The sequence below is a fragment of the Bradyrhizobium sp. STM 3809 genome (genome assembly GCF_000239795.1).
Lineage (GTDB): Bacteria > Pseudomonadota > Alphaproteobacteria > Rhizobiales > Xanthobacteraceae > Bradyrhizobium.
In genome coordinates, this window is the sequence record NZ_CAFJ01000251.1 from 1 (window position 1) to 20,439 (window position 20,439).

Below are 20,439 nucleotides of genomic sequence, written 5' to 3' on the forward strand. Positions count from 1 at the left end.
TCCGCGTTGCTCGACCAGACCTACTGGGAGCTGCTCGCGCGGCTTGGCGCGGTTCCCTGCGGGCTCGGCGTCATCTGGCTCGCGGTCCGGCTCGCGCGCCGCCGGTTTTCGGAGTACCTCGCGCTGTGTTGGCCGACGCGTGACGAGATCATCCTGGCGCTGCTCGTGATGTTCATCGTCGACTACAGCATCGGCTCCCTCTGGTCGTCGCTCGGCATGAAGACGGACGCCGGCGTCATCGCGGATTTCCACCGCCTCCAACGCAATGGGCCGCTGCTGCTCTTCCTGTTCATGGTGTGGGGCTGCATCGGCGCGCCGCTCGTCGAGGAGTTCGCCGTGCGCGGATTCATGATGCGCGGCTGGTCGGAGTCGTTCCTCGGGCCGGCAGGGGCGATCGTGCTCTCCTCGGCGTTCTGGGCCCTGTGCCACACCCAGTATGACTGGCCCGGCGTGTTCGATATCTTCCTCGTCGGACTGATGCTCGGCTTCTTCCGGCATCGCAGCGGCTCGACCTGGCTCACGGTCATCATGCATTCCGCCGGTAACGTCAATATCTTCTTCCTGCTCATGGCGACGAACTAGCCGCCGCCCGCCAGCGCGATGAACAGCGGCATCGTCAGCGCGGCCAGCACCGTCTGCAGCGAGATGATCTGCGCCAGCAGCGGCGCGTCGCCGCCCATCTGCTTGGCCAGCACATAGGCGCTGGGCGAGGTCGGCACCGCGGCGCAGATCGCGACCACCGCGAGGCTCGGGCCGGTGACGCCGAACCATGCGGCAAGTCCGACGGCGAGCACCGGCATCAGCACCAGTTTGAGCGCGACGCCGAGCGCGGCGGCGAAGCCGGCCTGCCGCAGGCCCTCGAAATGCAGGCCGGCGCCGGTCACCAACAGGCCGATCGGCAGCGACGCCTGGCCGAGCGCGTCAGCGACGTCGTGCCAGAGCTTGGGCAGCGGCACATGCGTCACGTTGAGCGTGAGCCCGACGACGCAGGCCCAGATCAGCGGGTTGCGGATGATCGTGGCGACGATGTCGGCCGCCGAGCGCCGCGTCGGCGAAGCGTAATGAGCGAGCACGGCCACGCTGAAGACGTTGACCATCGGGATGATCGCGACCATCCCGACCGAGGCCACCGCAAGGCCGGTCGATCCGTACAGGCTGCGCGAGACGCCGAGTGCGACATAGGTCTGCCAGCGCGTCGCGCCCTGGAAGATCGAGGTGAAGGCCGGGCCGTCGACACCGGCGCGCGCGAGCAGGGGGCGCAGCGCGAGGCAGAGCGCGGACATCGCCAGCATCGCCAGGAACAGCGCGCCGCCGATCCCGGCGACGGGTACCGCGCTCAGATCCGCCTTGACCAGGCTCTGCAGCAGCAGTGCGGGGAACAGCACGTAATAGGTCAGCCGTTCCAGCCCATGCCATTGCGCCTCGAGCCGGATCAGGCTGCGGCGCAGGCCGAAGCCGATCACGATCAGCAGGAACACCGGCGCCAGCGCCGCGACGACTGCGCTCATCGGCTTACTGGCCGGAGCGGCGCAAGGTCGTCAGCCGGTCGAGCGCGCCCTGCAGGATGAAGATCGCCGCATGGGTGTCGATCACCTCGGCGCGCCGGGCACGGCTGACATCCATGCCGATCAGTTCGCGCTCCACCGCCGCCGTCGACAGCCGCTCGTCCCACAGCCCGATCGGCAGATCGGTGAGGCCGGCGAGGTTGCGGGCGAAGGCGCGGGTCGATTGCGCCCGCGGTCCCTCGCTGCCGTCCATGTTGATGGGAAGGCCGAGCACGAAGCCGACCACCTTGCGCTCGGCGCAGATGGCGAGCAGCCGCGCAGCGTCGGCCTTGAAGGCCTTGCGCTGGATGGTCTCGACGCCGGTGGCGAGGCGGCGGTCGGGATCGGACACGGCGACGCCGATGGTCTTGGTGCCCAGATCGAGGCCGACGAGCGCGCCGCGCTCGGGCCAGCGGCCGGCGGCTTCGACAAGAGGAAGGATGGGAGCGGGCATGGCGCGCCGCTTAGCACGCGGGTCGACGTTGGACCAGCAGGCGCGACGCATGGCTTGGGGTGTCGGCCCGGGTTGTCGGGGCGCAGCGATCGGCCTATATGCAGCATCGTACCGTGAACAGGAGTGGTGCCGTGGATCGCAGGACCAACTTAGCCCGCCGCTTTGTGTCCTCTGCTATCACGGTTGCTCATGCCCTCCTTCCTGACGCTCGACGCGGTCGCTGCCGCGACACCTGACAACCAACGTCTCTTTGACAATCTGACACTGTCCGTCGGCGCCGAGCGCGTCGGCCTGGTCGGTCGCAACGGCTCGGGCAAATCGACCTTGCTCCGGATCGTCGCAGGCCTGTCCGAGCCGGCGGCCGGAACGGTGGCGCGAACCGGCAGCGTCGGGCTGCTGGCGCAGCACTGGGATCCCGAGCTCTGTGTCGGCGAGGCGCTCGGCGTCTCCGGCGCGCTCGCGCGTCTTGACCGGATTGTGGCCGGGCAGGGTGACGACGACGATTTCGCAGCTGCAGATTGGAGCCTGCCGGACCGGATCGACGAGGCTCTGATCGGGGCAGGTCTTCCGGGAGCAGGGCTCGATCGGACGATGGGCACGCTCAGCGGCGGCGAGCGGACGCGCATCGGCATCGCCCGGCTGCTGATCGAGGCGCCGGACCTGCTGCTGCTCGACGAGCCCACCAACAACCTCGATGCGGAGGGTCGCGCCGCGATCGACCAGCTGGTGCAACGCTGGCGCGGCGGGGTGCTGGTCGCGAGTCACGACCGCGCGCTGCTCGAATGCATGGACCGCATCGTCGAGCTGACGCCGGTCGGTGTGCACATCGTCGGCGGCGGCTGGTCGATGTTCGTCCGGGCCCGCGACGAGGCCCGCGCGCGGGCGGCCGTTGCGCTCGAACGGGCCGATGCGCGCCTGCGCGACGTCGGGCTGGCCGTGCAGCGCCAGCGCGAGGCCAAGGCGCGCAAGGACCGGGCCGGGCGCGCCTTCGCGGCGAGCGGCTCGGCGCCGAAGTTGCTGCTCGGGGCCCGCGCCGAGCGGGCTGAGAACAGCGGCGGCCGCTCGCAACGGCTCGCCGAGCGCATGATCGGCGAAGCGACCGAGCAGCGCGATCAGGCGCGCCGACAGGTCGAGGTGCTGACGCCGCTCTCGATGGTGCTGCCGCCGACCGGGCTCGGTGCCGGCACGGAGCTGCTCGCGATGGAGGCCGCGGTCGTCAGGGCCGGCGACCGGAGCTTCGGCCCCTGGACGCTTCACATCACAGGCCGGCAACGGATCGCGATCACCGGACGCAATGGCGCCGGCAAAACCACGCTGCTGCGGGCCGCTATCGGCGCACGTCCATTATCGGGCGGCACGCTGCGGCGCGCGGAGGGACGCATTGCGATGCTGGATCAGCACGTCGTGCTGCTCGATCGCGGCGACAGCATCATCGGCAATTTCCGCCGTCTGCATCCGTCACTCAGCCGCGAGGCGGCGCATGCGGCCTGTGCCCGCTTCGCCTTCCGCAACCGGGATGCCGAGCAAAGCGTGGAGACGCTGTCCGGCGGCGAGCGCCTGCGCGCTGGATTGGCCTGCACGTTCGGCGGCCAGCAGCCGCCGTCATTGTTGCTGCTCGACGAGCCGACCAATCATCTCGACATCGCCTCGATCGAAGTCCTGGAGCAGGCGCTGCGCGATTTCGATGGCGCGCTTCTCGTCGTCAGCCACGATCCGTCGTTCCTGGCGGCGATCGGCATCGCCGCGGCGTTTGAAGTGGCAAGCTGAGCGCTTCGTGAACAGAACGGTAGCCCGGATGAGCGGAAGCCTGCGCCCGGAGGGCGGAGGCGGCCGCGACATCCGGGTTCTCACGAGTTGGCGCGGTGAACCCGGATGTCGCTATCGCCGACGCCGAAGAGGCGTCGGCTGGCGCTCATCCGGGCTACACGTCAATTGGCGCCGCAACTCGCTACCGGATCGCGATCGGGTTGATGTTGCCCTGCACGCCGCCGCGCCAGCGCGGCTGGCCCAGGACGAACAGGAACTCGTAGCCCTTGTCCTTGGCGAGGGCCGCCGTGTCCATGTTCTCGAGAATGTAGGTGCCGTTCATCGCGAGCAGGATCTGGTGCACCTCGAACAGGTTCTTCGACTCGAACGGGATCGCTTCCAGCGCCCAGGTGTCGGCGCCGATCGCGACCACGCCCTTCGAGGTCAGATACTTCGCGCCCTCGACGCCGAGACCCGGCTCGCCGGCGCTGTAACGCTTGTCGTCCTTGCCAACGAGGCCGAGCCAGCCGGTGTGGAAGATCACGATGTCGCCCTGGCGGATCTCGACGCCCTGCTTCTTGGCGGCCTCGTCGATCTCCTTGACGTTGAAGGCGGTGCCTTCCTTGACAATGTCGGTGCCGTAATAGGCAGCCATGTCGAGCAGCACGCCGCGCCCGACCAGCGGCGGCACCTTCTCGATGCCCAGCTTCTTCAGCCCGGTCGGATCGGCGAAGTCGAGCAGCTTGTTGCCGTTGTAGTAGACGTGCTCGATGCCGAGGTGGCCGAGGCCGTCGATCTGGCTGCCGACGCCGACCCAGCCTTCGACGATGTCGTCATTGTAGGTCGCCTTGTTCGGGCCTAGTCCGGGGATGCCGGCCTGACCTGGCTGCACCACGGTGACCTTGAACGAGCGCGGCGGGTAGGCCGGGGTCTTCGAATCCACGATCATGCCGAGCGGGTAGGTCTTGCCGGTCTTCACCAGCGAGGCCGCCTTGACCACCAGGTCGGGCGTCATGTAGTTGGCCGCGCCGATCTCGTCGTCGGGCCCCCATTTCGATTTCGTCCAGTCCTCAGCATGGGCCGTCCCGATCGCGCCCATCATGGCGATCGAGCAGCACAACACGAACGCGTTGCGCATCGCATTTCCTCCGACATGTTGATGTTTGTTGTTGTCGCGCTGGCCAGCGCGACATCCTAACGTAGTGGATGACAGCCGTACAAAATCTTTCTCGGCGCGCGCGGAGCCCTGCGCCCGAAAGTCGCATCGGTCAAAATGGCCTTGTTTTACGCAGCAGACGCGTCATTTCGCACGGTAAAATGAATCGCTCGCGCGCATTGCCGCCGACAATCTCCGGATGAACAGTGTCAGGCGGCGATGTCGCGATCCCGATGGGCAAGCCCTTCCATGAAGGCCGCAAGCGCGCTGCTGCGATGCGCGGCGCGGCGGTGGATGAAGAGCGTCTCGACCTGCGCGTGGGACGGATCGAGCGTGTGCAGGCCGACGCTGCCGCTCATCGCATGCCGCGTCACGACCGCGCGCGGCAACAGCGCGACTCCCATGCCGGCGGCGACGCAGCCGATCATGCCGTCGAGGGTACCGAGCTCGATGCGCGCCGCGGCGGGCCAGCCGAAATCGTTGAACACCCGCTCCAGCCGCTGCCGGTAGGTGCAGCCGGTCTTGAACGCCAGCGCGGTCGGCCCGGAGCCCGGTGTCGCGGCGCGCAGCGCGGCCAAGGTCTCGAAGCGGCGGGCCGTCACCAGCACAAGCTCTTCCTCGAACGCGACGATCCCGGCGAGATCGGGATGATCGATCGGACCGGCGACGAAGGCGCCATCCAGCGTGCCGTCGAGCACGCCGGCGACGAGATCCGCCGTCGGCGCGGTCCGCAGGCTCAATTCGACGGCGGGAAAGCGCCGGTGGAAATCGGCAAGCCGCGTCGGCAGGCGTACCGCGGCGGTGGTCTCCATCGAGCCGATCATCAGCGGCCCCTGCGGCTCGCCGTCATCGCGCGCGGCGAGCATGGCTTCGCGCGACAGCGCCGCCAGGCGGTCGGCATACGGCAGCAGCCGCTGTCCGGCGCCGGTGAGGGTCATGCCGCGGCTGTGGCGTTCGAACAACGCCGTGCCGATCTCGGCTTCGAGCGCCTTGATCCGTTGCGTGACGTTCGACTGCACCGTGTTGAGCACCTCCGCGGCGCGCGTGATGCCGCCGGCGCGGGCCACCGCGGCGAAGGTCTGCAGGTCGCTCAGTTCCACGGCCGCTCCCCGTTTTGAATCTGCGATGGCAGAGTTCTCAACTATTCATTTTCAGAGAATGCTAGCCGCGCCTAGTGTCGGCGTCCAGAGCGCAGGAGAGGATGTGATGCCGCTGAGAACGCCGCTGACGGAGAGGCTCGGCATCGATCATCCGATCCTGCTGGCGCCGATGGACGTGATCGCAGATGCGCGGCTGGTGCGCGCCGTCGGCGATGCCGGCGGATTCGGCATTCTCGGCGGCGGCTATGGCAACCGCGCCTGGCTGATGCAGGAGACCGCGAAGCTCGATGGCCTGCGCGCGCCGTTCGGCATCGGCTTCATCACCTGGTCGCTGGCGAAGAAGCCCGATCTGCTCGACATCGCGCTGGCGGCCAAGCCCACGGCGGTGATGCTGTCGTTCGGCGATCCCAAGCGCTTTGCGCCGGCGATCAAGCAGGCGGGCGCGCGTCTGATCTGCCAGGTGCAGGATGAGGCCATGGCGGAGCAGGCGCTTGCGGCCGGCGCCGACGTCCTGATCGCGCAAGGAACCGAGGCAGGCGGCCATGGTGCCTCGCGGACCACGCTCGACATCGTGCCGGCGATCGTTGATCTCGCGGCTGGTCGGGTGCCCGTGGCGGCGGCTGGTGGTCTCGCGGATGGCCGTGGGCTAGCGGCGATGCTCACGCTCGGCGCCGACGGCGTGCTGCTCGGCACGCGCTTCTATGCCAGCCAGGAAGCCGCCGGGGCCGACGAAGCCAAGCGGCGCATCTGTGCGGCACGATCCGGAGAGACGGTGCGCGGCATCATCTTCGACCTTTCGCGCAACAATGTCTGGCCGGCGCCGTTTACCGGACGCTGCCTGGTGAACGATCACGCGCGCCGCTGGACGGGCCGCGAGGTCGAACTGCTGCAGCAGATCGAGCGGGTGTCGGCCGACTATGTCAAGGCGCGGACCGAGGGCAATTTCGATGTCGCTGCCGTGATCGCGGGCGAGGCGGTCGGCCTGATCCATGATATCCCGCCGGCCAGTGAGATCGTCATGCGGATCGTCAGCGAGGCCGAGCAGATCCTGCAGGGGCGGCGCAACTCGTCCTGGCTGCCGCGGAACTCAACAGAACAGTGAGGTGAACCATGTGGCCCGATCGCCGCTTCCTGGATCTCGTCAAGACCGAGCACCCGATCGTGCTGGCCCCGATGGCCGGGGTGATGGACGCCGATCTCGTCATCGCCGTCGCGCAAGGCGGCGGACTGGGCTCGCTGCCCTGCGCGATGCTGTCGGCCGACAAGGCGCGCGAGCAGGTCAACATCATCCGTCAGCGCGTGTCGGCGCCGATCAACGTGAACTTCTTCTGCCACACGCCGGTCGCGGCGGACCCGGCGCGTGAGGCTGCATGGAAGCGGCGGCTCGCCTCTTATTATCAGGAGTACGGCGTCGATCCCGAGGCGCCGGTGGCGGCAGCCAACCGCGCGCCCTTCGATGCGGCGATGTGCGCCGTGGTCGAGGAGCTGAAGCCGGAGATCATCAGCTTTCATTTCGGCCTGCCGGAGCCGTCGCTACTGGCGCGCGTGAAGGCGACCGGGGCGGTCGTGATGGCGTCGGCGACAGTGGTTCGCGAAGCCGTCTGGCTGGAGAAGAACGGGGCCGATATCATCATCGCGCAGGGCGCCGAGGCCGGCGGCCATCGCGGCATGTTCCTGACCGACAGGCTGGCCGAGCAGGTCGGCACCTTGGCGCTGGTGCCGCAGATCGTCGATGCGGTTGATGTCCCGGTGATCGCCGCCGGCGGCATTGCCGATGCGCGCGGCATCGCGGCGGCGTTCGCGCTCGGTGCCTCCGGCGTGCAGATCGGCAGCGCCTATCTGCGCTGCCCCGAGTCGAAGGTGAGCGCACTCGCACGCGCCGCCCTGGCCGCCGCCGATGACGAATCGACGGTGATCACCAATGTGATGACCGGCCGGCTCGCGCGCGGCGTCGCCAATCGGGTGATGCGCGAGGTCGGGCCGGTCTCGCCGGACGCGCCGGCGTTTCCGCATGCCGCGACCGCGCTCGGCCCGCTCAAGGCCGCCGCGGAGAAGCACGGCAGGGTCGATTTCACCAATCTCTGGGCGGGACAGGCGCTGCCATTGGGGCGCGAGAGACCGGCAGCCGAGCTGACGCGGACGCTGGCCGAGCAGGCGCTGGCGCGCCTTGCGAAGCTGGCGGGGTGACACCCAAGGGGTCAGCAAAGGACGCCAAGAGGACGCCAAAGGGGACGCCAAGATGACGTCGAGGGACGTCGAGGGCAGGGCGATGCCCCGGGAAAGCCTGGGGCCTGCCGGTTGCGGCGCGAAAGCGGGCTCTGCTATAGGGCGGGTTCACTGTTTCCCGCGAGGCCCTATATAATGTCGGTTGATGCCGCCACCGTCCGCCGGATCGCGCAATTGGCGCGGATCGCTGTCACTGACGCCGAGATCCCGCATCTGCAGGGCGAGCTCAACGCGATGCTGGCCTTCGTCGAGCAGCTCTCGGAGGTCAATGTCGAGGGCGTGGAGCCGATGACGTCGGTGACGCCGATGGCGATGAAGAAGCGCCAGGACGTCGTCACGGACGGCGAGATCGCCGACGATATCGTCAAGAACGCGCCCATGACCGAGAATAACTTTTTTCTCGTGCCGAAGGTCGTGGAATAGCCAGGTGGAATAGTCAGCGCAGGTCCGCGCGCTCGTCGCGCGGGATCCGCTCCTTCAAACCGACAAGCGAGCCAATGCCATGTGCCTGCTCTGCGACGATGAAGCGGCCTACAAGGCCTATATGGACTACCTCGACGCGATGGAGCGGCAGGGCAAGGCCGCCGATCCCGACAAGGCCGTGAACGAGGTGCTCGACCAGCTCGAGGCGGCCAACGCCACCAAGACTCCCCCCAAGAAGAACAAGTTCTTCGCGGATGACGCCGACGCCGACAAGACGCTCTCCCCGTTCTTCTGCAGCCCGATCAACAAATGACCCATTTGACTTCGCTGACGCTCGCCGAGGCCCGCAAGGGGCTCGCGGACAAGACCTTCACGTCGCTCGAGCTGACCGACGCCCACCTCAAGGCGATCGAGGAGGCGCGGGCGCTCAATGCGTTCGTGATGGAGACGCCGGATCAGGCGCGCGCGATGGCGCGCGACGCCGATGCCAGGATCGGCAAGGGCGAGGGCGGGCCGCTGGCCGGCATTCCCCTGGGGATCAAGGACCTGTTCGCGACCAAGGACGTCCGCACCACCGCGTGTTCGAAGATCCTCGGTAATTTCGTGCCGACCTACGAGTCGACCGTGACCTCGCAGCTGTGGCGCGACGGCGCGGTGATGCTCGGCAAGCTCAACAATGACGAGTTCGCGATGGGCTCGTCCAACGAGACCTCGTGCTTCGGCCCCGTCGGCAACCCCTGGCGCCGCGAAGGCTCCAACACCACGCTGGTGCCGGGCGGCTCGTCCGGCGGCTCGGCCTCGGCGGTGGCGGCGCTGTTGTGCATGGGCGCGACCGCGACCGACACCGGAGGCTCGATCCGCCAGCCGGCGGCGTTCACCGCGACCGTCGGCATCAAGCCGACCTATGGCCGCTGCTCGCGCTGGGGCATCGTCGCCTTCGCCTCGTCGCTCGACCAAGCCGGCCCGATCGCGCGCACCACACGCGACGCCGCGATCCTGCTGCGCTCGATGGCCGGGCACGATCCCAAGGACACCACCTCGGTCGACATCCCCGTGCCGGACTACGAGGGCGCGATCGGCAGGTCCGTGAAGGGCATGAAGATCGGCATCCCCAAGGAGTATCGTCTCGACGGCATGCCGGCGGAGATCGAGAAGCTGTGGAGCGAGGGCGCGGCTTGGCTGAAGGCCGCCGGCGCCGAGCTGGTCGAGGTGTCGCTGCCGCACACGAAGTATGCGCTGCCGGCCTATTACATCGTGGCGCCGGCGGAGGCGTCCTCGAACCTCGCCCGCTACGACGGCGTCCGCTACGGCTTGCGGGTCCCCGGCAAGTCCATCGGCGAGCTGTACGAGAACACCCGCGCCGAAGGCTTTGGCGCCGAGGTGCGGCGCCGCGTCATGATCGGCACCTATGTGCTGTCGGCCGGCTATTACGACGCCTATTACATCCGGGCGCAGAAGGTCCGCACCCTCATCAAGAAGGATTTCGAGGACTGCTTCGCGCAAGGGATCAGCGCGATCCTGACCCCGGCGACGCCGTCCGCCGCGTTCGGCATCGGCGAGAAGGGCGGCGCGGACCCGGTCGAGATGTATCTCAACGACATCTTCACGGTGACGGTGAACATGGCGGGCCTGCCGGGCATCGCGGTGCCCGCCGGCAAGGACGCTCAAGGCCTGCCGCTCGGACTGCAGCTGATCGGCCGTCCGTTCGACGAGGAGACGCTGTTCTCGCTCGGCGAGGTCATCGAGCAGGCGGCGGGCCGCTTCACCCCGGTCCGGTGGTGGTGAGCGTTGCCGATTTCAAGGCGAGCCTCGCGGGCGACGCGCCCGCGACGGGGCTGTCGCCCGTCCTGACCGGGCTGTGGTGGCTGGCGAAAGGCGACTGGGACCGCGCCCACAAGATCATCCAGGACGAGGCGGGCCGTGACGCGGCCTGGGCGCACGCGCATCTGCACCGCGTCGAAGGCGATCTCGGCAATGCCGGCTATTGGTATCGCCAGGCCGGGCAGCCGGTCGCCACCGATGCCCTCCCCACCGAGTGGGAGCGCATCGTCGGCGTGCTGTTGACGACGTAGCGGCTAGCGCAGCTTGCCTTTCGGCAGCAGATATTCGTGCACATGCGGGCAGATGTTGCCGGCGCATTTCTCACCCTTGATGAGGGGCTCGAGCTGCGCGATCAGGTCCTTGGCGTTGAACACTTTCGGCGGCGCCGACGCCACCGGCGCGGGCAGGAAATGAATGTCGCCTTCGATCGCGGGCTTCGGTGGGCCGCCGCCGGTATTCATGGGGATGAAGATGACGCCCGCCAGCTTCACTGGCGAGGCCGGCAGGCCGGCCGTATCCCGCTGGTCTCGCCAGGCCGCGACGTCGCTGGCCTCGTTGGCCGAGACGGGGATGTGAACGCGCAGCGACGGGATCGCGCTTGCCAGCCTGGTCCTGGTGTCCTCCTCGGCCGGTCGGCGCATCACGAACTGCATGTCGGACAGGATCTCGAAGCCGGCATAGCCCTTGGCGACCGCAAGCTCGGCGCAGCGATTGAGCCAATAGACCTGCACGCTTTCCTTGGTCGTGAAGCCGTTGCCGCGGAAGCTGACACGGGCCACGTCGGGCCTGAGCTCCGTGACATCTGCGCCGCCGAAAATGTTGTTGTCCTGGTAGGGTGTCGCGCACGACACCAGGGTGAGGGCCACAGCCGTCACCGCCAAATTCATCAATCGTCGTCGCATGCCCCGTATCCCCCCGGCGATTTGTAGGCCGGGTTCCGCGCGAGGGTCTACCTACGGCCGGTTGCGCAGCGGCTGCGGCAAACGCGGCCGCAAGCCGGGGCGGTACGGGCGGGGCGCACGCGGATTGTCTCGCATTCACAGGCGGAAGGCGCCGCTTGCGGGCCGCAGCGGAGGCTCGTCCGGCTTGACTGGCGGGTGACGTTGCGCGAAGCCGGATGCAACCCACACTTTGTCCGGACACCGAGAGCCATGAACGCACCTGCCACACCGCACAAGCTGATCAAGGGCGCCACCGGCGACTGGGAGGTCGTGATCGGCATGGAGATCCATGCCCAGGTCACCTCGAAGTCGAAACTGTTCTCCGGCGCCTCGACGGCCTTCGGCGGCGATCCCAATACCCACGTCTCGCTGGTCGACGCCGCGATGCCGGGCATGCTGCCGGTCATCAATGAGGAGTGCGTGCGCCAGGCCGTGCGCACCGGGCTCGGGCTCAACGCCAAGATCAACCTGCGCTCGGTGTTCGACCGCAAGAACTATTTCTACCCCGACCTGCCGCAGGGCTATCAGATCAGCCAGTATAAGGACCCGATCGTGGGTGAGGGCGAGGTCACGGTCGAACTCGACGGCGGCAGGACTGCGACCATCGGTATCGAGCGCCTGCATCTGGAGCAGGATCCCGGCAAGATGCTGCACGACCAGTCGCCGTCGCTGTCCTACATCGACTTCAACCGCTGCGGCGTGGCGCTGATGGAGATCGTCTCCAAGCCGGACATCCGCGACGCCGAGCAGGCCAAGGCCTATGTGGCCAAGCTGCGCTCGATCATGCGTTATCTCGGCACCTGCGACGGCGACATGGAGAAGGGATCCTTGCGCGCCGACGTCAACGTTTCCGTCCGCAAGCCGGGCGGCCCGCTCGGCACCCGCTGCGAGATCAAGAACATCAACTCGATCAGCTTCATCGGCCAGGCGGTGGAGGCGGAGGCGCGGCGCCAGATCGAGATCATCGAGGACGGCGGCTTGATCGAGCAGGAGACCCGCCGGTTCGATCCCGACAAGGGCGAGACGCGCTCGATGCGGTCCAAGGAGGAGGCGCATGACTACCGCTACTTCCCCGACCCGGACTTGCTGCCGCTGGAGTTCGACCAGGCCTTCGTCGACGCGCTGAAGGCGGCGCTGCCGGAGCTGCCGGACCAGAAGAAGGCGCGCTTCATCGCCGATTTCGGTCTCTCGCCCTACGACGCCTCGGTGCTGGTGGCCGAGCGCGAGAGCGCGGCCTTCTACGAGAGCGTGCTGGCGGCGCTGCAAGATCCGGCGCGCGACGGCAAGCTCGCCGCCAACTGGGTGATCAACGAGCTGTTCGGCCGGCTGAACAAGGAAGGCTTGGACATCGCGTCCTCGCCGGTGTCGGCGGCGCAGCTCGCGGCCATCGTCGCGCTGATCGGCGAGGGCACGATCTCCGGCAAGATCGCCAAGGACCTGTTCGAGATCGTCTGGAGCGAGGGCGGCGACCCGCGCGAGCTCGTCGAGAGCCGCGGCATGAAGCAGGTCACCGATCTCGGCGCGATCGAGAAGGTGGTCGACGAGATCATCGCCGCCAATCCGGACAAGGTCGCGCAGGCCAAGGCGAAGCCGCAACTCGCCGGCTGGTTCGTCGGCCAGGTGATGAAGTCGTCGGGCGGCAAGGCCAACCCGCAGGCGGTCAACGATCTCCTGAAGAGCAAGCTCGGCATCTGAAACGGCGCTCGCTGATCTTCGTTCCGACGGCGCGCACGAGGGTGCGCGCCGTTCTGCTTGGCGCATGCGTTCAGCGAATCGCCGCGCGCGATTCGCAAAAAAGCCACCTTCGGCGGCCGCTCGAACGCGCACGAGCGCGTGTACGATGAAAATTTTTTCGTTGCCAAAATTTACGACTCAGAGTCCGCGCGCGGCCCTCGTCGCGCGAGTCCGCGCGCTCGTCCGTGCATCGCGCGGCTTCCGACTACTCGCGCGCTCCGTCAGAAAATATCTTGCAGCGCAGGCTTTTCTCGCGATGGCTATTAGTAACACGCGCGGGCCTTCCGGCCTCCGCGCTTTCGATTCCATGCGTCGCCCGACGCACTGCTTCGCGCGTTGCGCCAGCCGCGTGCGCGCGCGCGTGTCAACACTTCCTTAAGCCGGAAGCTGTTTTTTTTCACTCGTTGGTGTATCGATGAGGAGTGCAGCTCGATTCCCGACTGCACGCATCGACTAAGCCATCTCACATCGGAGGGCAACATGGCCAAGAAAGCGAAGAAGGCGAAGAAGGCAGTGAAGAAGGTCGCGAAGACCGCGGCGAAGAAGACTGCCAAGAAGACCAAGAAGGTCGCCAAGAAGAAGTAACTCTCGCAGTCCCTGCGAGATTGAGTCCGGCAACTGATGCCGGCACGTCGTTGGAACGACGGATCGCCTCAGCTCCCCGAGAGCCGGTCGATCTCAGAAGCTCCGATCGACGATAGAGGGTGTCGGCGAGACATCAGGTCAACGGTCGGATCGAACTCGAGGCGGCGCTGCCGCCGCGGAACGGTCCGGCAGAAGAAACAGGATTTCTTCGTTCGGTGCAGATCGCGTTTTCGGTCTGCAATCTCGCCAGCGGCTAACAGCCAGAGCGAGATCTGGTCCTGACGTGTTCGCCGACGCCCTCGATCCCTTCGCGATATCCGTGTCGGTATCCCCCGGGCGATACCCCCAAGCCATTCCCTCAAGACATCCCCCGAGAGTTATCCCGGCGCTGCGCTCGATCGCCGCCGCAACCACTCTCCATCAGCTCACATCACCTTTGTCTCTGCCGCACGTCGGGGCGCCGCTCCCTGGACGGCGCGTCATGGTGCATCCGCCTGCAGGCCTGCGCGCGCTGGCGTGCCGACGTCGTCCGCGGACGCGCCACCGCCGGCGGTTGCAAGGGAGCGTCCTGCAGCCGTTTCACCGATGGTTACAGGTTTGCCAAACAGAACGGTAAACCGCTCTTTGCGACGTCGAAAAACGCAAGCTGCATCAGATACTTGCGTAGCGACCCGAAAGATCGGCCGGTTTCCGTTCAGGCTTCCTTCAGCACAATGCTTAAACTGCCTTTCAAACTTGATCCGCATCCTTCGCGCATAAGCCGTCAAACGGCGTGGGGACTAACCAGGCGTTGAACAGTTGGACGGGGGCTGCGCTCCAGGGGAGCCGCCTCCTTGAGAATGAAGGAGAGCGACGATGTTTCAGGGACAACTCAATTTCGTTGATGTGACCACCGCCGAGCAGGGCGCCAATGGCGACGTGCTGTTCGAACTCGGCATGCTCTATGCGAGCGGCCGCGACGGCGTGGTCGATCTGATCGCCGCGCACAAATGGTTCAACCTTGCCGCCCTCAAGGGCCGCAGCGACGCGGCTGCGATGCGCCGCGAGGTCGCCGAGCAGATGTCGGATGCCGAGATCGCGGCGGCGCAGCGCGAGGCGCGCGCCTGGATGAGCGCGCACTGAACCGGAGATGCTCGCAGCTCTCCACCTGGCGCCTTCGCGATCCGCATCGCGTGAAGGGCAGGGGCGAAAGTTGCGGCCGCGCCTGCCCGGCGGCCGCCCCGCGAGGGTCGGATCGGTTCGTCCATGAGCGAAGCGAGGCTCGTCGCGCGCCGCCAAATCTCCTATCTCTCGTCGCATCTGACGCCAGCGAAGCGGGACGAGCGACATGGGACAGGCGCAGCGGCGACGGCAGGAGCTGATCGACTGCCACGATTGCGGGAACGCCGTGTCGTTCAGCGCGGTGGCTTGTCCGCATTGCGGGTCGACTGAGCCGGCTGGACCGGCGGTCCAGAGCCGGCGCGAGTTGCGACGCCTGCGGATGGAGGCGACCAATGACCGGCGCCTCGTCGTCGTGACCGTGCTCTGTACCGGTCTCGGCACCTTGTACGGCGCGCTGACGGGGGCGGGGGGCGCAGCCTCGCTGTGGTCGGCGCTGTTCTATGGTTTCATCGGCGCCGTGATCGGCGTGCCGGCGGCCTTCGTGATCAACGTCAGCCGCAGCCTGTTCGATTGAATGGCCCCGTCGTCGGTGCCGGAGCGGTTGCTGTCGGCGCGCGTGCCGGCCATGGATCGACGACGGTCAGCCCAGCGTGTGCGCCGCTCGCAGCGGCGCGACGCGCGAGCACCTTCGACTCACAACTTCAACTCACATCGGTCGATCGGGGAGGAGGCAGGTCTGAGACGTGGCCCGCGCGGGCGCATGGCGGAGACGGAGGGATTCGAACCCTCGATAGGGCTTTACAACCCTATAACGGTTTAGCAAACCGCCGCCTTCAGCCACTCGGCCACGTCTCCGGCTGGCGTCGGTATGCCCGACGGCGCGCTGAGCCGCAAGCGGCAGATTGCGGCTGTTTTGGAAATCCTCACAGCTGTGCGGCTCGTCCCGACACGCCCCGGCCGCGTGAGCGTCAGACAATATGTCCGAGTGTCCGACGCACCGTTTGGCTCCCCTGGGGCACTGGTCGACTGATCGTCCCCTTCGCCCGACGCCCGCTATGCGCCGGGCGCGCGCATCACCCATTGGTGCAGATTTGCCACACAGGTCTGCGCCGACTTGATTCCCGGCGTCCGATATCGGGAATCGCGCGCGGACGCCCGACTTGCGCCGGGTTCCTGCCAGGCGAGTGTGTCAGGGCCTAATCACCTCAAATTGCGTTGTGACAAAACGATAACAAAAACATGTACTTAGAAATTACCGGAGAACCACGGTCGCGTGCCTTTTGTGCAACACACCTTCAAAAAGGCGCCCGTCGGCTGCCGTAATGATGGTTCCTTTGTTGCGTGTGCAAAGGCCTTCAGTAATTCTCCCCTCACGACGAAGGGGGGCATCCCGACGTCGTCCCGTTGAGGTCGTTCGCTCAAGTCCCTCGCGTTCATGCGGGTGTGTCCGATAGCGCGAAGCGGCTGAGCGACGGGTCGAAGGGGGACAAGGGCCAAACCTCAAGGGTGTCTCGCACCCAGCGGAGGCGGAACCTTCCCTGACTGAGCAACTTGGAGGTTTACCACTATGAACACGATCAAGAGCCTCGTCCTGGGCTCGGCGGCAGTTCTCGTCGCCATGTCCGGGGCCCAGGCAGCTGACCTTCCGATCAAGGCCAAGGCGGTCGAATATGTGAAGGTCTGCTCGCTCTACGGCGCCGGCTTCTATTACATCCCCGGCACCGACACCTGCATCAAGCTGGGCGGCTACCTCCGTGCGGAGGCCTCGTTCGCCAGCAACGGCCAGTACAACAACGCCGTCAACGGCGTTGCCGGCGGCATGAACCGTCAGAGCAACTACTACTACAGCCGCGCCCGTCAGGACATCAACATCGACACGCGCACCGCGACCGAGTACGGCGTGGTCCGCACCTATGCTGACCTGACCTTCACCTGGACCAGCGGCACCTACGCCGGTTCGGGCTCGGCCACCGGCGCGACCGCGTACTCGACGGCTGGCGCTCCTGGCGCCCAGGCCGACGGCAACATCGCCCAGGGCGGCGTTGGCGTGTACTACGCCTTCATCCAGTTCGCTGGTTTCACCATGGGTAAGGCCGTGTCGCAGTTCGACGCGCCCTGGACCAACTATCCGGGCAACAACTTCGACGGCCTGTGGGGCGGCGGCGGCACCGTGACCGGTGTCAACCAGTTCACCTACACCGCCGACTTCGGCTCGGGCATCACGGCTGCGATCTCGGCGCAGGACGCGACCCAGTACTACCAGACTAACCTCTGGAACGTCTCGGGCATCACCGCCGCCAGCATCATCGGCGGCGCGTACGGCACCAACTCCTACGGTGGCAACGTTGCTCCGGACATCGTCGGCATGGTCCGCGTCGACCAGGCTTGGGGTCTGTTCCAGGCGTCGTTCGCGGCGCACGACAACCACACCGGCTACTACGGCGCGTCGGAGACCTCGGGTCACCCGGCCGACAAGTGGGGCTGGGCTGCTCAGCTGGCCTTGTCGATCAAGAACATCCCGACCGGCCCCGGCGACTCGATCAGCATCCAGGGTGTCTACACCAATGGTGCGAGCCGCTATAACGACCAGAGCCTCAACCCGACCACGTACGCCATCTACGGTGGCAGCAGCACCGCTGGCGTGTACGGCACGCTCGGCTTCGGCGGCGTCAGCGACTCGGTGTTCGTCACCGGCGGTGAGCAGCAGCTGACCACGACCTACGGCTTCCGTGGCGCCTACACCCACAACTGGAGCCCGACCTGGAACTCGGCGATCTACGGTTCGTGGGCTGCCGTGTCCTACAACAACACTGCCAAGGGCCTGATCTGCGGCAGCGCGGCGATGGCCGGTCTGGCGGGCGCGGGCTTCACCTGCAACCCCGACTTCAACATCTCCTCGCTGGGCTTGATCACCCGCTGGACCCCGGTCAAGAACCTGACCTTCTCGGCGGACGTGGCCTGGACCAACCTGGACCAGAAGTACTCGGGCAACATCGCGTACCCGGGTTCGGCGACGGTGTCGAAGCCGGCTGCGGTCTACCAGCTCAAGGACCAGAACTCGGTGTCCTTGCTGCTCCGCGCTCAGCGCAACTTCTGATCCTGATCGTCTGATCGGATCGAAACCCCCGGCAGGCGACTGCCGGGGGTTTTTCTTTGCCGGATCGTGCTCATCGCCAGCTTTCTCAATGTTGGGTTGGCTCCGCCCGATCGAAGCGCCGCCCTCGCGTCGGCGAGGGAAGGGGACGGCATCGCTGCTGCACAGCGTCACGGCGCCAGTCCAGCCCGATCGGGCGGTGCCATGATCCGGGTTGCTCCGCTGCTCGGGGGCCTCGCTCAGTGGTGTGATACCGTCTGGACGGCTGCTCGGGACTGTCGCCAAGCCGGAATTCGGCGTCCAGCGCAGTGAAATTCGAGTGAAAAAATATTACGGAACAACGGCTTGTAAGAAAGTTTCGGAGTTCGAAGATAAGGTATTGAAATTAGGTGAGTTGATAAGATAATTTTGTAAACGTCGATCGCACGATATCTAGTGAAAACCTCCGGAACCCTCGACGATGCCCCGTCGGGGGTTTCTCCGTTTTGGGGTGGGAATGCGGCGCTCGCCTGTGCCTTAGCCGGGACATGCCGTCCGGCGAGCCGTGACAGAGACGACGGCAGCGCGCCCGCGGCGGGAGTATCGCCGCCCTTGCCGCCGCCTGCGAAAAAACAGCGCCGCGCCGCTTGACCGTAGATTTTCGGATCTTCACAGTCTGACAATCAGATGACGGATGCAAAAACCGTCACGGGTCGAGGAAGCGGTGCAAGATGAGTCCGGAAGGCTTTCTGAGTGCGCTAGGGCCGTTGTGTGAGCGGGAGGAGTTGTCCGACGCGTTGGTCCGTCTGCTGCAGACGACACCGCCTGGCGGCGTCGAGTTCGCCCAGTGTCTGGCCATCGCACGGCGGATCGACAGCAAGGACGAGAATTCCTGGTATCGGGAGTGGATGGGCTCCGCCGAGGACCTGCGCGCCGAAGCCTCCGCGCTGGCGCAGTCCGGCGCCCTGGAGGGCGGGCGCAGCAAATGGCTTCGCGCGATCGATTATTATGAGGCCGCCGCGTCCGGCTTCGGAAGCTGCGCGGAGCGCCACCAGGCCGTGGTCGCTGGCATCCGCGGCTGTGCGCTCGACTTCCTCGGCGCCGGCTTGTCGCCCGGGGAGGTGGTGACGATTCCCTGGCTCGACGACTATCCGCTGGAGGCCTACTTCCTGCCGGCGCCGCACGCCAGCGAGCCTGCGCCCATCGTGATCTGCATCTGTGAGCCGGGCCATCGCAAGGAGAAGTCGCTGCTCGCCTTGGCCGGCCATGCGGCGGAACGCGGCCTGTCCCTGCTGGTCGCCGACCTGCACGGCCCCGGCCTGTCCAGCCGCTTCGACGAGATCGTCGGGCGCCGTGATCTCGAATCGGCGATCGGCAGCGTGATGGACTATGTCTGCGCGCGCGACGACGTGGATGATACCCGCATCGCCGTCGTCGCCGACGATTGGAGTTCGTCCTATGTGGCGCGGGGCATCGCGCTCGATTCGCGCTATGCGGCCGCCGTCTGTGACGCCGGACTGTGGGACATTCACGAGCGTGTTTGCCTGTCACGACGTTTGACGCCCGACGAGCGCGCCTGCCTGCCGGGTGCGAGTGATTGTCGCGTCGCTCGGCAGATCATGTGTCCTCTCCTGGTGGCGCTTCCCGGACGAGGCTGGTTGCGCGCCGACATCGCGACCCGCCTCGTTGCCCAGATGAAGCGCGATCACCTCGACGTCACGCTCAAGATCTTCGAGACCGACCGGGACGGACCGCTCGACGTCGGGCAGTGCAACGACTTCATCTTCGATTGGCTGGCGACGCGCCTTTCGGGACAGCCGCGGATGCGGAATTGAAGCAGGCGCGAGCGACGGCAGAGCGGGACGCCGCCGGGCGGCAGGTCGGGCCCGAACCAGCAGCCGCGGCGGGCGGCGTCAGACCCCGAGCGACACCCGGGCGCTGGCCTTCTCGAATCGGTCCTTGAGCGCGGCCAGCTTGTCGGTGAAGGTCGACAGCTCGCTGGCATCGAATTCTTCGAAGATGAACCCGAAGACCTGGGCCTGCTGCGCCTCGAGCTCGGCAAACTGCTCGGACGTCTTGGCGGTCAGGGACATCCGGACCACCCGCGCGTCGTCGGGCGCCGGCCTGCGCCGCATGAAGCCCTTCTTCTCGAGCAGCTTCGATTGTGTCGTGACGAAGGACGGGTCGACGTGCAGACGCTTGGCCGCCGCATTCACGGCGACGCCTTCGCCCTGGTCGAGCTCCGAGATCGCCATCAGGATCATCCATTGCGGGCCGCTGATCCCGATTCGCTTCGCCCAGAAGTATCGGAGCTCCTCGAGATGGACGTTGATCGTGGCGATCTCCCGCGCAAACCGGATCACGGCCTCGCGATTCTTAGGCGCCGGATCGGCGATTTGCGGTCGCTCGTCCATCTCCACAGGGGTGGCAACTGTGTTCTCTGAGGGCGCCATTGCTCAAGGGGTCCAATTCCGGGAACAACCCTAGTGAAAAAAAATCTGCAACGAAATCACTTATCTAGGAGGTACTCCGTCG

The 20,439-nt window shown here is 66.6% G+C and carries 19 protein-coding genes and 1 tRNA gene; 13 read left to right on the forward strand and 7 right to left on the reverse strand.

Annotated elements, in window-relative coordinates; all coding sequences use genetic code 11:
• Window positions 1-582 (forward strand): CPBP family intramembrane glutamic endopeptidase (locus tag BRAS3809_RS13975; RefSeq protein ID WP_052523421.1); only part of this gene is annotated, 582 nt, incomplete at its 5' end.
• Here BRAS3809_RS13975 and BRAS3809_RS13980 read toward each other — a convergent pair.
• Both BRAS3809_RS13980 and ruvX read right to left on the reverse strand, forming a co-directional pair.
• Entirely contained in the window at window positions 579-1,508 is a 930-nt protein-coding gene (locus BRAS3809_RS13980) for an AEC family transporter (protein WP_008962751.1), read from the reverse strand. The two genes, BRAS3809_RS13975 and BRAS3809_RS13980, sit on opposite strands and share 4 nt — an antisense overlap.
• 4 nt (window positions 1,509-1,512) lie before the next feature.
• Complete coding sequence (ruvX, locus tag BRAS3809_RS13985) at window positions 1,513-1,998, reverse strand: Holliday junction resolvase RuvX (protein WP_008962752.1); 486 nt, start codon at window positions 1,996-1,998, stop codon at window positions 1,513-1,515.
• Between the two features lie 189 nt (window positions 1,999-2,187).
• On the opposite strand from ruvX, the gene BRAS3809_RS13990 reads away from it, so the two are divergent.
• Window positions 2,188-3,765: an ABC-F family ATP-binding cassette domain-containing protein gene (locus tag BRAS3809_RS13990; protein WP_008962753.1), complete on the forward strand. Its 1,578-nt coding sequence runs from the start codon at window positions 2,188-2,190 to the stop codon at window positions 3,763-3,765.
• Between the two features lie 181 nt (window positions 3,766-3,946).
• On the opposite strand, the gene BRAS3809_RS13995 is transcribed toward BRAS3809_RS13990, so the two are convergent.
• Both BRAS3809_RS13995 and BRAS3809_RS14000 read right to left on the reverse strand, forming a co-directional pair.
• Window positions 3,947-4,882, reverse strand: a complete 936-nt coding sequence (locus tag BRAS3809_RS13995; protein WP_008962754.1) for a cyclase family protein — start codon at window positions 4,880-4,882, stop codon at window positions 3,947-3,949.
• Window positions 4,883-5,109: 227 nt separating this feature from the next.
• Entirely contained in the window at window positions 5,110-6,000 is an 891-nt protein-coding gene (locus BRAS3809_RS14000) for a LysR family transcriptional regulator (protein ID WP_008962755.1), read from the reverse strand.
• Between the two features lie 106 nt (window positions 6,001-6,106).
• Between BRAS3809_RS14000 and BRAS3809_RS14005 the strand changes: the two genes are divergently transcribed.
• From BRAS3809_RS14005 to BRAS3809_RS14030, 6 genes are all read left to right on the forward strand, one after another.
• Complete coding sequence (locus BRAS3809_RS14005) at window positions 6,107-7,102, forward strand: NAD(P)H-dependent flavin oxidoreductase (protein WP_008962756.1); 996 nt, start codon at window positions 6,107-6,109, stop codon at window positions 7,100-7,102.
• An 8-nt stretch (window positions 7,103-7,110) separates the two neighbouring features.
• Window positions 7,111-8,187 carry an NAD(P)H-dependent flavin oxidoreductase gene (locus tag BRAS3809_RS14010; protein ID WP_008962757.1) on the forward strand — a complete coding sequence of 359 codons (1,077 nt, stop codon included), beginning with the start codon at window positions 7,111-7,113 and terminating at the stop codon, window positions 8,185-8,187.
• A 174-nt stretch (window positions 8,188-8,361) separates the two neighbouring features.
• Window positions 8,362-8,649 carry an Asp-tRNA(Asn)/Glu-tRNA(Gln) amidotransferase subunit GatC gene (gene gatC / locus BRAS3809_RS14015; RefSeq protein WP_008962758.1) on the forward strand — a complete coding sequence of 96 codons (288 nt, stop codon included), beginning with the start codon at window positions 8,362-8,364 and terminating at the stop codon, window positions 8,647-8,649.
• A 79-nt stretch (window positions 8,650-8,728) separates the two neighbouring features.
• On the forward strand, window positions 8,729-8,962 hold the full coding sequence (locus BRAS3809_RS14020) for a hypothetical protein (RefSeq protein WP_008962759.1): 234 nt from the start codon (window positions 8,729-8,731) through the stop codon (window positions 8,960-8,962).
• Window positions 8,959-10,434 carry an Asp-tRNA(Asn)/Glu-tRNA(Gln) amidotransferase subunit GatA gene (gene gatA / locus BRAS3809_RS14025; RefSeq protein WP_008962760.1) on the forward strand — a complete coding sequence of 492 codons (1,476 nt, stop codon included), beginning with the start codon at window positions 8,959-8,961 and terminating at the stop codon, window positions 10,432-10,434. Before BRAS3809_RS14020 ends, gatA begins: the two co-directional genes overlap by 4 nt.
• Entirely contained in the window at window positions 10,425-10,721 is a 297-nt protein-coding gene (locus tag BRAS3809_RS14030; protein ID WP_035656280.1) for a hypothetical protein, read from the forward strand. Before gatA ends, BRAS3809_RS14030 begins: the two co-directional genes overlap by 10 nt.
• Window positions 10,722-10,724: 3 nt before the next feature.
• Here BRAS3809_RS14030 and BRAS3809_RS14035 read toward each other — a convergent pair whose 3' ends face one another.
• Window positions 10,725-11,372, reverse strand: a complete 648-nt coding sequence (locus BRAS3809_RS14035; RefSeq protein WP_008962762.1) for a CC0125/CC1285 family lipoprotein — start codon at window positions 11,370-11,372, stop codon at window positions 10,725-10,727.
• A gap of 249 nt (window positions 11,373-11,621) precedes the next feature.
• Between BRAS3809_RS14035 and gatB the strand changes: the two genes are divergently transcribed.
• From gatB to BRAS3809_RS37310, 3 genes are all read left to right on the forward strand, one after another.
• Window positions 11,622-13,106 carry an Asp-tRNA(Asn)/Glu-tRNA(Gln) amidotransferase subunit GatB gene (gene gatB, locus BRAS3809_RS14040; RefSeq protein ID WP_008962763.1) on the forward strand — a complete coding sequence of 495 codons (1,485 nt, stop codon included), beginning with the start codon at window positions 11,622-11,624 and terminating at the stop codon, window positions 13,104-13,106.
• Window positions 13,107-14,585: 1,479 nt separating this feature from the next.
• A complete protein-coding gene (locus tag BRAS3809_RS14045; protein ID WP_008962764.1) occupies window positions 14,586-14,852 on the forward strand; it encodes a hypothetical protein in 267 nt (88 codons plus the stop codon).
• A 205-nt stretch (window positions 14,853-15,057) separates the two neighbouring features.
• Window positions 15,058-15,405, forward strand: a complete 348-nt coding sequence (locus BRAS3809_RS37310; RefSeq protein ID WP_008962765.1) for a hypothetical protein — start codon at window positions 15,058-15,060, stop codon at window positions 15,403-15,405.
• Window positions 15,406-15,592: 187 nt separating this feature from the next.
• Here BRAS3809_RS37310 and BRAS3809_RS14055 read toward each other — a convergent pair.
• Window positions 15,593-15,686: transfer RNA gene (locus BRAS3809_RS14055), tRNA-Ser, on the reverse strand.
• Between the two features lie 712 nt (window positions 15,687-16,398).
• Between BRAS3809_RS14055 and BRAS3809_RS14060 the strand changes: the two genes are divergently transcribed.
• Both BRAS3809_RS14060 and BRAS3809_RS14065 read left to right on the forward strand, forming a co-directional pair.
• Window positions 16,399-17,928, forward strand: coding sequence for a porin (locus BRAS3809_RS14060; RefSeq protein ID WP_008962767.1), 1,530 nt, complete (start codon window positions 16,399-16,401; stop codon window positions 17,926-17,928).
• 761 nt (window positions 17,929-18,689) lie between these two features.
• Entirely contained in the window at window positions 18,690-19,739 is a 1,050-nt protein-coding gene (locus tag BRAS3809_RS14065) for an alpha/beta hydrolase family protein (protein ID WP_240535674.1), read from the forward strand.
• A gap of 78 nt (window positions 19,740-19,817) precedes the next feature.
• Here BRAS3809_RS14065 and BRAS3809_RS14070 read toward each other — a convergent pair whose 3' ends face one another.
• A complete protein-coding gene (locus tag BRAS3809_RS14070) occupies window positions 19,818-20,357 on the reverse strand; it encodes a MarR family winged helix-turn-helix transcriptional regulator (protein ID WP_035656283.1) in 540 nt (179 codons plus the stop codon).
• Window positions 20,358-20,439: the final 82 nt, after the last annotated feature.

Bases quoted from the DNA above. Each gene is read 5' to 3' on its own strand.
- gatB (WP_008962763.1), top strand. From the start codon at position 11,622: ATGAACGCACCTGCCACACCGCACAAGCTGATCAAGGGCGCCACCGGC.
- BRAS3809_RS37310 (WP_008962765.1), top strand. From the start codon at position 15,058: ATGGGACAGGCGCAGCGGCGACGGCAGGAGCTGATCGACTGCCACGAT.
- BRAS3809_RS13995 (WP_008962754.1), bottom strand. From the start codon at position 4,882: ATGCGCAACGCGTTCGTGTTGTGCTGCTCGATCGCCATGATGGGCGCG.
- BRAS3809_RS14005 (WP_008962756.1), top strand. From the start codon at position 6,107: ATGCCGCTGAGAACGCCGCTGACGGAGAGGCTCGGCATCGATCATCCG.
- gatA (WP_008962760.1), top strand. From the start codon at position 8,959: ATGACCCATTTGACTTCGCTGACGCTCGCCGAGGCCCGCAAGGGGCTC.
- BRAS3809_RS14010 (WP_008962757.1), top strand. From the start codon at position 7,111: ATGTGGCCCGATCGCCGCTTCCTGGATCTCGTCAAGACCGAGCACCCG.
- BRAS3809_RS13980 (WP_008962751.1), bottom strand. From the start codon at position 1,508: ATGAGCGCAGTCGTCGCGGCGCTGGCGCCGGTGTTCCTGCTGATCGTG.
- gatC (WP_008962758.1), top strand. From the start codon at position 8,362: ATGTCGGTTGATGCCGCCACCGTCCGCCGGATCGCGCAATTGGCGCGG.
- ruvX (WP_008962752.1), bottom strand. From the start codon at position 1,998: ATGCCCGCTCCCATCCTTCCTCTTGTCGAAGCCGCCGGCCGCTGGCCC.
- BRAS3809_RS14035 (WP_008962762.1), bottom strand. From the start codon at position 11,372: ATGCGACGACGATTGATGAATTTGGCGGTGACGGCTGTGGCCCTCACC.
- BRAS3809_RS13990 (WP_008962753.1), top strand. From the start codon at position 2,188: ATGCCCTCCTTCCTGACGCTCGACGCGGTCGCTGCCGCGACACCTGAC.
- BRAS3809_RS14060 (WP_008962767.1), top strand. From the start codon at position 16,399: ATGAACACGATCAAGAGCCTCGTCCTGGGCTCGGCGGCAGTTCTCGTC.
- BRAS3809_RS14045 (WP_008962764.1), top strand. From the start codon at position 14,586: ATGTTTCAGGGACAACTCAATTTCGTTGATGTGACCACCGCCGAGCAG.
- BRAS3809_RS14070 (WP_035656283.1), bottom strand. From the start codon at position 20,357: ATGGCGCCCTCAGAGAACACAGTTGCCACCCCTGTGGAGATGGACGAG.
- BRAS3809_RS14020 (WP_008962759.1), top strand. From the start codon at position 8,729: ATGTGCCTGCTCTGCGACGATGAAGCGGCCTACAAGGCCTATATGGAC.